The sequence below is a fragment of the Lelliottia sp. genome (assembly GCF_045627565.1).
Taxonomy (GTDB): domain Bacteria; phylum Pseudomonadota; class Gammaproteobacteria; order Enterobacterales; family Enterobacteriaceae; genus Enterobacter.
Genome location: NZ_JAZQNX010000023.1, coordinates 133,131 through 147,890, shown reverse-complemented (window position 1 = coordinate 147,890; position 14,760 = coordinate 133,131). Strand labels below are relative to the sequence as shown.

Annotated in this window: 12 protein-coding genes and 1 pseudogene; 5 read left to right on the top strand and 8 right to left on the bottom strand. The window is 49.5% G+C overall.

All coding sequences use genetic code 11. From position 1 onward, the window contains the following. Nucleotides 1–3 precede the first annotated feature (3 nt). Both ttcA and ACKI5T_RS12945 read right to left on the bottom strand, forming a co-directional pair. Complete coding sequence (gene ttcA, locus ACKI5T_RS12950; protein ID WP_407437937.1) at nucleotides 4–939, bottom strand: tRNA 2-thiocytidine(32) synthetase TtcA; 936 nt, start codon at nucleotides 937–939, stop codon at nucleotides 4–6. An 11-nt stretch (nucleotides 940–950) separates the two neighbouring features. After that, nucleotides 951–1,238: pseudogene (locus tag ACKI5T_RS12945) on the bottom strand (tyrosine-type recombinase/integrase); the annotation flags it as partial. 192 nt (nucleotides 1,239–1,430) lie between these two features. On the opposite strand from ACKI5T_RS12945, the gene ACKI5T_RS12940 reads away from it, so the two are divergent. The 4 genes from ACKI5T_RS12940 (at nucleotide 1,431) to ACKI5T_RS12925 (ending at nucleotide 6,496) form a co-directional block, all read left to right on the top strand. Continuing rightward, on the top strand, nucleotides 1,431–2,387 hold the full coding sequence (locus tag ACKI5T_RS12940) for a sensor domain-containing diguanylate cyclase (protein WP_407437935.1): 957 nt from the start codon (nucleotides 1,431–1,433) through the stop codon (nucleotides 2,385–2,387). Between the two features lie 799 nt (nucleotides 2,388–3,186). Further along, complete coding sequence (locus tag ACKI5T_RS12935; RefSeq protein ID WP_407437979.1) at nucleotides 3,187–3,468, top strand: flagellar transcriptional regulator FlhD; 282 nt, start codon at nucleotides 3,187–3,189, stop codon at nucleotides 3,466–3,468. Nucleotides 3,469–4,003: 535 nt separating this feature from the next. Next, nucleotides 4,004–5,542, top strand: a complete 1,539-nt coding sequence (locus ACKI5T_RS12930; protein ID WP_407437933.1) for a methyl-accepting chemotaxis protein — start codon at nucleotides 4,004–4,006, stop codon at nucleotides 5,540–5,542. A gap of 528 nt (nucleotides 5,543–6,070) precedes the next feature. After that, nucleotides 6,071–6,496, top strand: coding sequence for a GFA family protein (locus tag ACKI5T_RS12925; protein ID WP_407437931.1), 426 nt, complete (start codon nucleotides 6,071–6,073; stop codon nucleotides 6,494–6,496). A 12-nt stretch (nucleotides 6,497–6,508) separates the two neighbouring features. On the opposite strand, the gene ACKI5T_RS12920 is transcribed toward ACKI5T_RS12925, so the two are convergent. Both ACKI5T_RS12920 and nifJ read right to left on the bottom strand, forming a co-directional pair. Next, entirely contained in the window at nucleotides 6,509–6,718 is a 210-nt protein-coding gene (locus ACKI5T_RS12920) for a KTSC domain-containing protein (RefSeq protein ID WP_012017527.1), read from the bottom strand. Nucleotides 6,719–7,212: 494 nt separating this feature from the next. Beyond that, on the bottom strand, nucleotides 7,213–10,737 hold the full coding sequence (gene nifJ, locus ACKI5T_RS12915) for a pyruvate:ferredoxin (flavodoxin) oxidoreductase (RefSeq protein WP_407437930.1): 3,525 nt from the start codon (nucleotides 10,735–10,737) through the stop codon (nucleotides 7,213–7,215). 269 nt (nucleotides 10,738–11,006) lie between these two features. Here nifJ and ACKI5T_RS12910 point away from each other — a divergent pair, with 269 nt between their 5' ends. Continuing rightward, nucleotides 11,007–11,273 carry a DUF333 domain-containing protein gene (locus tag ACKI5T_RS12910; protein WP_407437928.1) on the top strand — a complete coding sequence of 89 codons (267 nt, stop codon included), beginning with the start codon at nucleotides 11,007–11,009 and terminating at the stop codon, nucleotides 11,271–11,273. Here ACKI5T_RS12910 and hslJ read toward each other — a convergent pair whose 3' ends face one another. The 4 genes from hslJ to ACKI5T_RS12890 all read right to left on the bottom strand — a co-directional run bounded on the left by hslJ (nucleotide 11,274) and on the right by ACKI5T_RS12890 (nucleotide 14,355). Further along, nucleotides 11,274–11,687, bottom strand: a complete 414-nt coding sequence (gene hslJ, locus ACKI5T_RS12905) for a heat shock protein HslJ (RefSeq protein ID WP_407437926.1) — start codon at nucleotides 11,685–11,687, stop codon at nucleotides 11,274–11,276. It lies immediately after the preceding gene. 123 nt (nucleotides 11,688–11,810) lie between these two features. Further along, complete coding sequence (locus ACKI5T_RS12900) at nucleotides 11,811–11,939, bottom strand: DUF2474 domain-containing protein (protein WP_012017523.1); 129 nt, start codon at nucleotides 11,937–11,939, stop codon at nucleotides 11,811–11,813. Further along, a complete protein-coding gene (cydB, locus tag ACKI5T_RS12895; protein WP_407437924.1) occupies nucleotides 11,939–12,949 on the bottom strand; it encodes a cytochrome d ubiquinol oxidase subunit II in 1,011 nt (336 codons plus the stop codon). The genes ACKI5T_RS12900 and cydB overlap by 1 nt, the downstream gene beginning before the upstream one ends. After that, a complete protein-coding gene (locus tag ACKI5T_RS12890) occupies nucleotides 12,949–14,355 on the bottom strand; it encodes a cytochrome ubiquinol oxidase subunit I (RefSeq protein WP_186752879.1) in 1,407 nt (468 codons plus the stop codon). Before ACKI5T_RS12890 ends, cydB begins: the two co-directional genes overlap by 1 nt. Between the last annotated feature and the right edge of the window lie 405 nt (nucleotides 14,356–14,760).

Here is a 14,760-nt window from a genome sequence, read left to right as displayed (position 1 = left end):
ATTTTACTTCACTTCGATGATATTCAGTCTCATCTCATCAAGCTGCGAATCATCTTCTTCCGGCTGCCAGCCAGCTGGCTGCATCGGGATATCTTCACGGTCGAACGCCAAATCGCCACCCGCCACGACTTCAGAACCGTGTTGAATCTCTTTGAAATCGAACAACTCAACGTCACTCAGATGTGAAGGGACGACGTTTTGCATCGCGCTAAACATGGTTTCGATGCGGCCAGGATAACGTTTATCCCAGTCGCGAAGCATATCTCCGATCACCTGACGCTGCAGATTTGGCTGCGAACCGCACAGGTTACAAGGGATTATCGGATACTCACGCGCTTGTGCAAAGCGCTCAATATCTTTCTCGCGACAGTACGCCAGCGGACGGATGACAATGTGCTTCCCATCATCGCTCATCAGCTTCGGTGGCATGCCTTTCATTTTGCCGCCGTAGAACATGTTCAGGAACAATGTCTGCAGAATATCATCGCGGTGATGGCCCAGTGCGATTTTGGTCGCGCCAAGCTCTGTCGCAGTACGGTAAAGAATGCCGCGACGCAGACGTGAACACAGTGAGCAGGTCGTTTTTCCCTCTGGGATCTTATCTTTAACGATCCCGTAGGTATTCTCTTCGACGATTTTATATTCGACGCCCTGTTGCTCAAGGTATTCCGGCAGAATGTGCTCAGGGAAGCCAGGCTGTTTCTGGTCCAGGTTGACGGCCACGAGAGAAAATTTCACCGGTGCGCTTTGCTGCAGATTGCGCAAAATCTCCAGCATCGTGTAACTGTCTTTACCCCCTGAAAGGCAAACCATGATGCGGTCACCTTCTTCAATCATATTGAAGTCAGCAATCGCCTGGCCCACGTTACGGCGCAAACGCTTCTGTAATTTGTTCAGGTTGTATTGTTCTTTCTTGGTAATTTCTTGATTCTGTTGCATGTATTCTTTACTCAAATATCAAATGGGGCACCAGCGGGACAAATCCATTTTAAGCCAAGCGTAGGGTTCAGCATTGCCACTTCTATCCCTGTAGCATAGATTTCATACACCCTCTGCGCATTTTCGTGCCCCATCGGATTGGTCATAAAAGACGGGTCAGCGCCTGCGGATAACAACCAGCATGCGAAAGTGTGCGGTGTATGGTACGGATTGCGGCGGCGAATGCCAGCACGTTTTACAGCAGAGTTCCATCGCGCGCCAATACGGCTCAGTGAGGCGTATGGTTTTAGGGCGCGATTACCTTTCTCAAACCCTTTTGGCACTGATCTTACGGGGTGAAAACCAGCGACGAACCCAAAGCAGCGATACCCGTCAGCGTTCAGGAGGGCGGGCAGTTTCATTTGTACTATATTCAAACGACGGATAAGACGGAGTCAGTCTTGACGGCATAAAAACATCGGGCATTAACGTGTTTAGCTTTTTGAGGTCATATGAAATTTCCTGGCATCCCGGAAAATGAGGAAGAACGATTAAAATCCCTTTATCTGGCAGACCTTCTTGATACAGGTGCAGATGAACGTTTTGATCGCTTAACCCGCATCGCAAAGAAAATTTTTCAGGTACCTGTCGTACTGATTAGCCTGCTTGATCGCGACCGCCAGTGGTTGCTGGCGTGTGAAGGGCTAGGTACTCGTGAAACGCCCCGTAACATCTCCTTTTGTGGTCATGTCATTTTGCAGGAAGGCCCCTTTATTGTTAACGACGCAGTTAACGATGAACGTTTCCATGATAACCCTTTGGTTATTGGTGAGCCTTACATACGATTCTACGCCGGTTATCCCGTCCATCTGCCTGATGGAGGGGTTGCTGGTGCGCTGTGTCTGATTAATACCAAACCACGTGGCTTTAACGACGATGATAATGCCTCACTCCGGGATTTGGCCTTTATAGTAGAGGATGAATTCAAGGTGATTGGCATGGCCATGACCGATAGCCTGACAGGCATATCTAATCGCCGTGGCTTTTACACCACGGGCGAAAAAAGATTCCGCAACCTTGATGAAGAGAATGCAGCATTCAGCGTTATCTTTTTTGATCTCGATAAATTCAAACCCATCAACGATCTCTGGGGACATGCTGAAGGTGATGAAGTGTTGAAAGTATTCTCTGCGCTGTTGTACCAGCATCTTGGTCCCGGAGATATCGCAGGGCGTCTTGGAGGGGATGAATTTGCCGTTCTCGTTACTCACCAGGCTCAGGCTGACTCTTTTTTGCAAGGTCTGCGAAGCAGTGTGAATGATTACAACAGAGAGTCTGGCAAGCCCTACAATATTAACTATTCCTATGGAATGTTGCACAGTGGTACGGGCCGATACGCGTCGCTAGGGGAGATGCTTAAAGAAAGTGACGAGGTGATGTACTCGGCAAAGCGACGAAAGAAGATATAACCATAAACGGGTCACCGCTTGCCTGGATGCATTCAGTAGCCAGGTGAGTTGCTTGACTGAGGCTGGGCTATTTGATTCTCTTTATACTCATTTGCGACACACCGCAGACGCGAAAGTCACGACAGTATTCAACAAGACATTTGTCATTCCTTAACCTAAATATTATCCCGATATGAAGATAGATGACGGCCATCGGTGACGGTATTAAGTCCCGTATTCAGGACGCATGAACCGATCGGATTTGTTCATCATTCAGAGCGGGGGGTAACAATTAATGACTGGGTTTTTGAAGCGTTGCTGATTTTACTGTTCATAATTGCAACAGGCAGAGCGAGAATATATTCTCTGAAATTTAAAATTATTAATATTAAGTTTTTCTTAAGGTTTTTGTTGTAACATAGCTAAATAACGTGTTTTTGTAAGTTATAGAGAATATATCGGTGACGCGAAGCTCATAGGCGACGTCCTCTCATTTTCTATGGGTATAAGTCAAAGTAGGGGCTATATCCTTAACGTTCGGTATCACTTGATAAAGTGCGCCTTCCTTAACGCAAATTATCCTGGCAGGTAAACCTGACAAAAATATTCTGTTTTCACTGGTAAAAACGCCTCTCACTCTAAAGGTTTGCTCACGGAGGCATACTGACCAGAAAAATCTCGTCATTGTTGAATCATATTGAGTCATTGGAATGTTATGTATTTCGTATAAAAGCAAGCCAGATAATGAGTTAAATGTCATGTGTTAAATTATAATCCGGCGAAGTGTTTTTTGCTGTCGACAACCATTTTTAACGTAACTATGGAAGGACCCATAACGTATCTCTTAAAGGTTATAGTAATGTACTCCGCTTCTCAGTGTCTTAAAGAAATTCATTATTTGAATCTATCGTATCTTCTTCTTATTCAACGGATTTCCAATTGCGATGAACCAGCCATCTTCTCTGGAATTAATGCGGAGTTAGCAAAGGTTCTGCAAAAACTGTCCCTATCAAAGCTTGTTGCGTTGGCTGAAACAAATCAACTGCTTATAACTCTCAGGCCAGACATCATGGCGCAAAAATTGGGCGTGCCAGCAACGTAAATACCCAGTCAAAACAACCGACTGATTAAAAAAATGAACCATGAGGAATTCTAAGTGGAATATGCGATCTGCATTCCTCAAAGGGATATTTCTGGCAATGCAAAACTAAAAGTAAATCAAAACGATTGACAATGTAATTCTATTGGCACAGTGAATTTCAAGACTTTATGAGCGAAAACATCAATCTCATTTTTACTTGCTATTTTTAATGGGTGAAAAATACGAGGTTTTCAGAAATCGAGCTGAAAAAGCGAAATTAATTGATGGCTAATGTTTTGCCTGCTATTGAAATGGCAAATATTGATAATCAAGAGATCTGTTGTTTTTTTTGCCCATTTTACTGACTCTAAAGGTATGCATGCTCTTCTATTCAGCAGAGAATACATTGTGTGGTTTATCTTAAGTGATTGTTTATAAATGATTGTTTAATTTAGGACTCAACATTGTCATGCAGGCGCCGATAACTACTCTCAGAACTAAGCTTAATGAGCTGAAAACGTATTATCTCACTGCCATGTCAAACAAGGGGAGCATTGTGTCTGTAAGACGTTTTTCTTTAATCGTATTAATATTTTTACTGGGTATTTTCCTCGTTAGTTCAGCGTCCAATCTCTGGTCACTCACACGGAGTAATGATTCCCTTGATCGGGTAAACAAAGAAATCCGCGTGGTTCTTTCGGTGATTGACCCTATCAACCACAGCAGAACACTGCGAGTGAAATTATCTGAAGCAATGATTTATATGTCCCTTGGCGATAACGTAAAAGCGGAATCCTCAATTAACAGTGCCATGAGCGTGAAGGAGAAAGCCGTTGCTGCCTTCCAGCACTATGAGTCGGCTACTCATATTGCCGGAGAAGACGCATTATCGGAGCCCTATAAAAAAGCCTGGACACGTTACCTTGATGAAGGTTTAACTCTGCTCATTGACGCAGTAAAGGATAAAGATACCGCCCGCTTTAACCAGCTGATGGCTACTACGGTTCCTGCGCTTGATCGTGAGTTCGAAATTACCCTGGATAAATTGCTTTCTTTCCGTGAGAGTTATGCGAAACAGCTTAATCAGGAAGCTCAAAAAAGGTTCTTTAACAGCATCTTGAGTATTACTGTTTTTGCCTTGATTTTTACCATGGTAATGATCGCCATCTTTATTTTAATCAGGCGTCGTCTTCTTTCCCGACTTGATTCGGCAAAACAACATTGCGAGAAAATGGCCGCCGGAGAATTGCATCTTCCTCTCGATACGGGTTCGAAAGATGAAATTGGAGGAATGCTTACCTCTCTGGAAGAAATGCGTCTTTCCCTTACCGACATAATTTCGCAGGTGCGCCATTCGAGCCAAAGTGTGGCTTCTGCTTCCGAGGAGATTGCAGCTGGCAATACCGATCTTTCTGCACGAACGGAGGCTCAGGCGGCCTCGCTTGGCGAAACAGCGGCCAGCATGGAAGAACTGACGTCAACGGTTAAACACACCTCTGACAATACCCGCCAGGCCGATATCCTTGCAGGAAATATGCGTAACGTTGCGCAGGAAGCCAATACCATTGTGGGTACTGCCGTAACGTCAATGAAAGAGATTGAAGCGAGTTCTGAGAAAATAGGATCAATTATTGGTCTCATCGAGGCTATAGCCTTCCAGACTAATATTCTGGCGCTCAACGCTGCCGTTGAGGCAGCGCGCGCGGGTGAGCAGGGGCGCGGCTTCGCTGTTGTAGCAACTGAAGTACGAAATCTGGCGCAGCGGTCATCGATGGCAGCAAAAGAGATCAAAGAGCTTATTGAGCTTTCTGGAAAACAGGTGCTGCTGGGGAGCGAACGCGTTGAACAGACGGGTAAAAGCATGGAGAGAATTATTGCTTCTGTGAAACAAGTTTCAGAGCTGATGTCTGAGATTGCACTCTCAACCAATGAACAAAGCCGTGGAATTGAACAGATAAACCAGGCGGTTGCTCAAATGGATACGGTGACCCAGCAGAATGCCTCGCTCGTTGAAGAAGCTTCAGCAGCGGCTAAATCTCTTCGGGATCAATCTGAGGTGCTTAAAACCACGGTCTCTATATTCAAGCTGGCCTGATATACGTTTTCGGTTACGTAAACCAATCTAAAAAATTCCACTTAACCGTGCTCATAGCAACGGTTAAGTGGACATCACCACCTCTTTCAAACAAACGGAGCACTTCCATTCGGTGCCATGAATATGGGCAGGCTATCGGCGTGATGGATGAAGAGAGTAAACATGAAAAATGCAGCGGGGATCGCTGTCTTCTCCTTTACTTTTACAGCGACGTTTCACTCCGTTTGCAGACGATATATCCCTTCTACCTATAAATTTGCGTTATGGTAGTTACTCCATTCATTTGATTGGAGGTGATATCCCCAACATCCGTTTTCAGTGCCCGGTGTGTTCCAGCAAAAAGTTCTTCTTTACGTGTTTCAGCCTGGAACAGAACCATCCTCACGGAGCCGTATGTTCGTTATGCGGAACCAGAATGACCTTTTCGTCGTGTATCCCGAAACTCAAGCGCAGACGATGGCCAAAACCAGTGGTTTAACGTGAGGCCTTATTGGCCTCCGATTTTACCGATCGAAAAGAGGGCAGAAGATGTCACAAAATCTGAATGCACAATGCCATTGCGGTGGCGTGAAGTTTACGGTTGAACTGGCTGACGGTTTTAATACCGTTCGCCGATGTAATTGCTCTTTTTGCCGTATGCGTGGCGCGGTGGTAGTGACTGCAACTTTATCAGGAATCCAAATTATTGAAGGCAAAGACTTGCTGACGGAATATCGTTTTAACACACAAGAAGCCCGACACTTTTTTTGCGCTGTCTGCGGAATTTACACGTTTCACCAACGCCGCTCGAATCCCGATCAATACGGTGTGAATGTCGCCTGCATCGAAGGGGTGAGTCCTTTTGATTTTACAGAAATAGGCGTGATGGATGGCGTGAATCATCCAAAAGATGGGACCAGCGACGGGGTAGTAGGTATTCTTTCGTTTCGAACTGTGAAAAACCATCCTCAGTAATAAAGGCTGGCACTACACTTTGACTTCAGTGAATTTTCCTTTAACCACGCCATCATAGAATCGCCCTTTGGACACCACCTGCAAAAAATCGTTATAGATTCGGGCTGGCACGCGCTGGTATTGAAGTGTCCGGCGATCGACAAAGCGGATCTCAAGCGTAGCGCTACGCTCATCGTAGGCAATAGAGGCAATGCGTGACGATCTAACAGGGTGGTGGACCATGATGAGTTCTCCCTTACAGCTCAAAACAGGAGATTTATCATCTATCAGGTTGGCGTATCAGTGCAAGGTGAAATTCAGACTCTAAATCTTTGAGTGCAGCAATAAGAGATAGTCCACTGGCTGACTTATCACGTCTGGATGACAGATTAATTTATACCGGTTTTTTCAAACGCCTAACGTTTTTCATTTTTACTCGGCGTAAAGGATTCTGTTTCTCGCTATAACGTAAGCTTATGCTGAATTATATATCTATTATAATTTTCTTATGCTGTTAGTCTTTTACTATCATGAAATGTGCGATTAGTGACGTGAATGATTTGCACGAAAGAATAATAAATAAAAATTATTCAATCGCCTTTGTGGGCGGTAGACTTAGCGCCGTTTTATGCCTTTAAGATTCTTTATCCGTGTAAAGGATGAGTGTGGTTTGTTGAATTAATAACAGTCATTTTATTTTTGGATAAGCCCGGAGTTGATGCTCCGGGCTTTTTTTATTACTCGCTTGCGGATTTTTCTGCTTTTCCGGCCATCTGCGCCAGGAAGTCGTAGCGTTTTTGCAGATCCGCTGCCGCATCTTTCCAGAGCTGCTCAGCCACCTCAGGCTGCTGAGCATTCAGACGACGGAAGCGTTGTTCCTGGAGCAAGGTTTCGGCAAGTGCCTCTGATGGTGGACGGGAGTCCAGCGACAGCGGCAGCTTGCCTTCATCCGCACGACGCGGGTCGAAGCGATACAGCGGCCAGAATCCCGTGGCGGTGAGCTGGCGCATCTGATCGTGGCTGAGCGTCAGATCGTAGCCGTGCTCTTCGCAAGGACTGTAGGCGATTATCAGAGAAGGTCCCGGATATGCTTCCGCTTCCTGAATCGCTTTGACCGTCTGATTAAGCTGTGCGCCCAGTGAAATCTGCGCGACATACACATGACCGTACATCATCATGCTCACGCCCAAATCTTTACGCGCTTTACGTTTGCCGTGTTCGCCAAATTTGGTTACTGCGCCCAGCGGGGTTGCTTTCGACGCTTGCCCGCCGGTATTGGAATAACACTGCGTATCGAGAACCAGAATATTGACGTTTTCGGTCAGGCTCAGTACGTGATCCAGCCCCCCAAAGCCGATATCGTAGGCCCAGCCGTCACCGCCAATCAGCCAGATCGATTTTTCTACCAGCGCGTCGGCATCCGTTAAGAGCTGTTCAGCGCCCTCAACGCCAGCCAGATGCTGTCGCAGTTCGGCGACCTGTTCACGGCGAACTTCTGGTGTCGCGTCGCTGTGTAGCGCGGTGTTCAGTGCCTCTGGGATCTCATCGGCAAACTGCTCAAGCAAACGCATGACGCGGGCGCGATGCTGATCGACCGTCAGACGGAAACCCAAACCAAATTCGGCATTGTCTTCAAACAGCGAGTTCGCCCAGGCCGGACCACGACCGTTGGCGTCGGTGGTATACGGCGTTGAAGGTAAATTGCCGCCGTAAATAGAGGAACATCCCGTGGCATTAGCGATCAACATGCGGTCGCCATACAGTTGGGTGAGGAGCTTAATATAAGGCGTTTCACCACAGCCCGAGCACGCCCCGGAATATTCAAATAACGGTGTAATTAACTGCGACGTACGGATATCAATACGTTCCAGCTTGCTGCGATCAATTTCGGGCAGGTCGAGGAAGAAATCGTAATTTACTTTTTCTTCTTCCACATGTTCCAGGCGCGACATCATATTGATGGCTTTAATCTCTGGATTTTGACGATCTTTGGCCGGGCAAACTTCGACACACAAATTACAGCCGGTGCAGTCTTCCGGAGCGACCTGTAAGACGTATTTTTGTCCACGCATATCGCGGGATTTCACATCCAGCGAGTGCAGGCTGGAAGGGGCGTTCTCCAGCTCGTCCGGCGAAACGACTTTGGCGCGAATAGCCGAGTGAGGGCAGGCCGCGACGCAGTGGTTACACTGGGTGCAAAGCTCTTCTTTCCAGATAGGGATCGCTTCGGCGATATTGCGTTTTTCCCAGCGCGTCGTTCCCACCGGCCAGGTGCCGTCTGGCGGCAACGCGGAGACGGGCAGGGCATCGCCCAGACCCGCCAGCATGGCGGCGGTCACCGTCTTCACAAAATCAGGTGCGGCATCGGAAACGACCGGCGGTCGATTCGGGCTTTCGTCATTGACTGGCTGCAGCGGGATCTCAGAAATCAATTCGCGCGCCAGCGCTAAGGCTTGCCAGTTGCGTTCGACCAGATCCTGGCCCTTGCTGCTGTAGCTTTTGGCAATGGCACCTTGCAATGCCGCGAGTGCGCTATCACCCGGCAGAATATGGGTCAGATGGAAAAACGCCATCTGCATCACGGTATTAATACGTGCCGCCAGGCCACATTCGCGGGCAATTTTTGCCGCGTTGACGGTGTAAAGACGGGCTTTTTTCTGATTCAGTACCGCCTGCACTTCGCGAGGTAGACGTGACCAGACTTCATCGGCGCTGTACGGGGTGTTAATCAGGAAGATACCGCCCGGTTTCAGGCGTTCAGCCATTTGGTATTTATCAATAAATTGCAGCTGATGGCAGCCAACAAAATCGGCTTGCGAAACCAGATAGGCTGAACGGATCGGCTGCTCGCTGACGCGCAGATGCGAAACGGTCAGGCCGCCTGCTTTTTTGGAGTCATAAACGAAGTAGCCCTGCGCATACCACGGCGTTGAGTTACCAATAATCTTGATGTTGTTCTTCGTCGCCGAGACGCTACCGTCACTGCCCAGACCATAAAATAGCGCTTCGAGTTTCGCTTTCGATGGCAGCGGATCTTCAGGCAGAGGGAGCGATAGATTGGTGACGTCATCATAAATGCCGACAGTAAAGCGCGGTTTTGGCTTCGCGACGCTTAGTTCGTTAAACACCGCCATCACACAGTCGGGACCAAATTCTTTCGAGGACAAACCGTAGCGACCGCCAATCACGCGCGGCAATGTTTCGCGCTCGCCGGTGTTGAATGCCTCGGCCAGCGCCGTCATGACGTCCAGATAGAGCGGTTCCGCGTGAGCGCCAGGCTCTTTGGTGCGGTCAAGCACGGCAACAGAACGCACGCTTTCTGGCAGAACGGACAGCAAATGCTTCGCCGAGAACGGGCGATACAGACGCACTTTCAACACACCGACTTTTTCGCCGCGAGAAAGCAGTTCATCGACGACCTCTTCACATGTCCCGATCGCAGAGCCCATCAAGACGATGACGCGCTCTGCCTGCGGATGGCCGTAATATTCAAACGGTTTATATTCTCGTCCCGTCGCGGCAGAGAAATCATTCATCGCCTGCTCGACATGGTCGTACACCGCGTTATACCAGGGATTTGTCGCCTCGCGAGACTGGAAATAGGTATCCGGGTTCGCTGACGTGCCGCGAATCACCGGGTGCTCTGGGTTGAGCGCCCGGGCGCGATGTGCATCGATCTCCGCCTGCGGCATCAACTCAAGAATTGTGCTGTCGGCCAGCGGCACGATTTTATTAATTTCGTGGGAAGTACGGAAACCGTCAAAGAAATGAATAAAGGGCACGCGGCTCTTAAGCGTCGCCACGTGAGAAATCAACGCAAAGTCCTGCGCTTCCTGCACGTTACTGGCGCAAAGCATCGCGCAACCCGTCTGACGGATGGCCATCACATCAGAGTGATCGCCAAAAATCGACAGGGCATGGGTCGCCACGGTACGAGCGGCGACGTGTAAAACAAACGGGGTTAACTGTCCTGCCAGCTTATACAGCGTGGGGATCATCAACAGTAAACCCTGGGAGGAGGTAAACGACGTAGACAGCGCACCGGTTTGCAACGCGCCGTGTACAGCGCCGATAGCGCCCGCTTCTGATTGCATCTCGACGACGCGAGGGACATCGCCCCAGACGTTTTTGAGCCCGTTGCCCGCCCAGGCATCTGCCTGTTCGGCCATCGTCGAACTCGGTGTAATAGGGTAAATGGCGATAACTTCACTGGTGCGAAACGCGACGGACGCGGCCGCGCCATTACCGTCAATAGTGATCATGTGACACCCTTACATTGCGCAAAAAAAGAGGGATCCGTGAAACGGCGACGAGTCCTGATAATTATTCCCTTATTTTAGCAAAGGTCAGCATTTGCGATTTTCGCTTTTGTGTCCTTGTTATTCACCGCAGCATTGAGCAGATCAAACTTATGTCATAAAAAGTGACAGAAAATGTTTCAGAAGTGCATAAATGCATACTGTCGCTCTCGACGGCGCGGCGTGTGATGCCTATGATGCATAGGTTTCGCAATTTAAATGGGGAAGAGAGAATGCGCGCAGCGTTTTGGGTAGGGTGTGCGGCGTTGTTGCTGTCTGCATGCAGCAATGAGCCGGTTCAACAGGCGACAGCAGCACATGTTACGCCGGGCATGAAAGCAGCGTTGTCCAGCTCCGGACAGGCGAGTTGTGCCATGGTGGGGGGGGCGTTATCCGTGGCTCGTCAGCTTGATGGTTCCGCCATTGGCATGTGCGCGTTACCCAACGGCAAACGCTGCAGTGAACAATCGCTTGCCGTAGGTACTTGCGGAACGTACTGATTAATCAGCGCGTTTGAACATCAACGTCTGTTCTGCGGTTGCCAGCGTTAACTGATCTTCCGTGAGATCAACCTGCGCGCCTTTGCGCAGCATATTGCCGATCGTACTGTCGAGTTCATTGAGCGTAGGATCGGCACATAGTTTACGCGTCATCGCTAACGTTTTGACTTTTAGTTCGCCTTCCGACAGTTTCCCGTCACCGTTAAAGCGGTTGCACATCACACCTGAAATCGCCATTTTATCGCCAATACTCATTTCTGGCGGTACTGCGCTGGGCTTCACCGCAACACCATTAACACTCTCCAGTACAAATCTGTGACCCTGAAGTTGTTCCGGCTGAACAGAGGTTTTACCGGGATTCACACAGCCAGTCAGTGCCAGCGAAAACAGACCTACCGCAACGAGCTTTTTCATGTTTCTTCTCAAATATCATTACTGTGAATATTTTTAACGATAGCGCGTAGGTTGTCTTGGGTGTTTATCTGAAAGTGCGAGGGGGGGGCCGGGCAGACGTCATGCTACCCGGCACAGTGGAGATTAATGTGATTTAAAACCGGCGGCAGTCATTAGCACGCGGAAGACCATACCCACCGCCGCCAGAGCCAGCACGCTACCGCCCCAGATAATGACCAGCCACATCAGGCGTTTCCAGACAGGTTGTTGCATCAGTGATAACCCTCCCCATGTTGGACTTTGCCGCGGAACACGTAATAGCTCCAGAATGTATAGACCAGGATGATAGGTATAATCAGTAGCGCGCCGACCAGCATAAAACCCTGACTCTGCGGTGGCGCAGCGGCTTGCCACAACGTTATCGACGGCGGAATGATATACGGCCATATGCTGATACCCAGCCCGCTGAACCCGAGGAAAATCAGCCCTAATGTTAGTACAAACGGCGTATTGTGGCTGTTCGCGTTATTCAGGGTTTTCCATAATCCGCCGCTCAGAACGAGCACCAGCAGCGGAACCGGCATCAAGAAGTAAAGGTTCGGCACGCTAAACCAGCGATCGGCAATACTCTGATGAGCCATCGGTGTCCACAGGCTGATGACCGCGATGATCGCTAAAAGCCCCAGCAGCAGCTGTTTTGACACTCGGCGCATGCTGGCCTGCAGCGGCTTTTCACTTTTCATCACCAGCCATGTGGCACCCAAAAGAGCGTAAGCAACCGTCAACCCGACGCCGCAGAACAGGTTGAACAGCGTCAGCCAGTCGAACGGCCCACCGCTATAGGCGCGTCCAGTGACAGAAAATCCATTAATCACCGCGCCGACCACGACGCCTTGGCTAAACGTGGCAAGTATTGAGCCGCCAATAAAGGCTTTATCCCAGAATGGTCGATGGGCGGGCGTGGCTTTAAAGCGAAACTCGAAGGCCACGCCACGGAATATCAGGCCGATCAGCATCAGGGTAAGCGGAATGGTGAGGGCGTCGATAATCACCGCATACGCCAGCGGAAACGCGCCGAACAGCGCTGCGCCGCCGAGCACCAGCCAGGTTTCGTTCCCGTCCCACACAGGCGCGACGCTATTAACCATCACGTCGCGGTCCTCCGCGTCCTGCGTCGTAGGGAACAGAATACCGATCCCCAAATCGAAACCGTCCATCACGATATACATCAGCGTGGCGAATACGATGATTACGAACCAAATAACGGAAAGGTCGATCCCCATTATGGTTTCTCCTTAGTGACAAATTCTGTACTGGCGGCAGACAACGGACGTGCGGGACGGCCATCATGTTCCGTGGCAAATGTTTCGTCTTCCTGCGGCCCTTTTTTGATAAGACGCACCATATAGCTGTAACCCACGCCGAACACCGACGTGTACACCACGAAAAAGGCCAGCAGGCTCACGCTCATATGCAAATCGCCGTGTGCAGAGACCGCGTCTTTGGTGCGTTGCAATCCGTAAACGACCCATGGTTGGCGTCCCACTTCGGTCGTCACCCAGCCCGCCAGAATCGCGATAAGACCAGACGGCCCCATCAGCAGGGCAAACCACAGGAACGGACGAGAGGTATAAACGCGCTGTTTATACCGCAGCCACAACGCGACAGCGCCCAGCAACAGCATCAACATCCCGAGTCCCGCCATGATGCGGAACGACCAGAAAACGATAGTGGAATTTGGGCGATCTTCTTTTGGGAAATCCTTAAGCGCCGGAACTTGCTTGTCCAGGCTGTGCGTCAGAATCAGGCTGCCGAGCGCGGGGATTTCCAGGCCATAGCGAGTCCGTTCCTGTTCCATATCCGGCCAGCCAAACAGCAGCAGCGGCGTGGGCTCGCCGGGGGGATTTTCCCAGTGGCCTTCGATAGCTGCAATTTTGGCAGGCTGGTGTTTTAGCGTATTCAGGCCGTGCATATCGCCGACCATCGCCTGGATTGGCGCGACAATCAGCGTCATCCATAGCGCCATCGAAAACATATGACGAATCGCGGGCGTGTTGTTACCGCGTAACAAATGCCAGGCTCCCGATGCGCCGACAAACAGCGCACTGCTCAAGAATGCCGCGATGGACATGTGCAGCAGCCGATAGGGGAACGAGGGGTTGAACACCACGGCAAACCAGTCCACCGGCACGACGACGCCGTTGACGATTTCATAGCCCTGCGGCGTTTGCATCCAGCTATTCGACGCCAGGATCCAGAAGGTAGAAATGATCGTCCCTAGCGCAACCATGCAGGTTGAGAAGAAATGCAGACCCGGACCGACTTTGTTCCAGCCGAAGAGCATCACGCCCAGGAATCCCGCTTCGAGGAAGAATGCGGTCAACACTTCATAAGTGAGCAGCGGGCCGGTAATACTGCCTGCGAACTGTGAAAATCCGCTCCAGTTTGTGCCGAACTGATAGGCCATCACCAGCCCGGAAACCACGCCCATGCCAAAGTTGACGGCGAACACTTTTGACCAGAAGTGATAAAGCGATCGCCATACCGGATTTTTGGTTTTTAGCCAAAGACCTTCCAGGACGGCCAGATAGCTGGCGAGACCAATGGTGATCGCCGGAAAAATAATGTGAAACGACACGGTAAAAGCAAATTGTATCCGCGCTAAATGAAAAGCATCTAAACCAAACATGCACAGCCTCAATGTCAATCGGTGTGCTGTTATGGTATAGGGCGCAAAAGGGAACTGTCAGAGTCAGAAAAGCGATATTTAGGTATAACAGTTTGCGAAAGTGAGAATCTTTACTAATCTGATATAGTCCTCGTGTGGTAAATAGGGCAAGGGGGACTGACTCATGGAATATAAAAAAATCCTTTTTATGACGTTTATGCATAAAATGGGTTGCGTTCTTTTCTGCAACGTGCGTTAATGTTCCTTCGGTTTGAATTCCAAAAAAATATCTGACGTAGCATCTAAGCATTTCTCATCACGTTGTGCCTCTCCGCAGCCTCTTGGGTCTTTCTCCTACACTCTGATTAGTTTTGTCTCAGACCTCTATTGCCATAAAGGCCCATTAGCTATTTACGTTTTTACGTA

Bases quoted from the DNA above. Each gene is read 5' to 3' on its own strand.
- ttcA (WP_407437937.1), bottom strand. From the start codon at position 939: ATGCAACAGAATCAAGAAATTACCAAGAAAGAACAATACAACCTGAAC.
- ACKI5T_RS12940 (WP_407437935.1), top strand. From the start codon at position 1,431: ATGAAATTTCCTGGCATCCCGGAAAATGAGGAAGAACGATTAAAATCC.
- ACKI5T_RS12935 (WP_407437979.1), top strand. From the start codon at position 3,187: ATGGAAGGACCCATAACGTATCTCTTAAAGGTTATAGTAATGTACTCC.
- ACKI5T_RS12925 (WP_407437931.1), top strand. From the start codon at position 6,071: ATGTCACAAAATCTGAATGCACAATGCCATTGCGGTGGCGTGAAGTTT.
- ACKI5T_RS12920 (WP_012017527.1), bottom strand. From the start codon at position 6,718: ATGGTCCACCACCCTGTTAGATCGTCACGCATTGCCTCTATTGCCTAC.
- nifJ (WP_407437930.1), bottom strand. From the start codon at position 10,737: ATGATCACTATTGACGGTAATGGCGCGGCCGCGTCCGTCGCGTTTCGC.
- ACKI5T_RS12910 (WP_407437928.1), top strand. From the start codon at position 11,007: ATGCGCGCAGCGTTTTGGGTAGGGTGTGCGGCGTTGTTGCTGTCTGCA.
- hslJ (WP_407437926.1), bottom strand. From the start codon at position 11,687: ATGAAAAAGCTCGTTGCGGTAGGTCTGTTTTCGCTGGCACTGACTGGC.
- ACKI5T_RS12900 (WP_012017523.1), bottom strand. From the start codon at position 11,939: ATGCAACAACCTGTCTGGAAACGCCTGATGTGGCTGGTCATTATCTGG.
- cydB (WP_407437924.1), bottom strand. From the start codon at position 12,949: ATGGGGATCGACCTTTCCGTTATTTGGTTCGTAATCATCGTATTCGCC.
- ACKI5T_RS12890 (WP_186752879.1), bottom strand. From the start codon at position 14,355: ATGTTTGGTTTAGATGCTTTTCATTTAGCGCGGATACAATTTGCTTTT.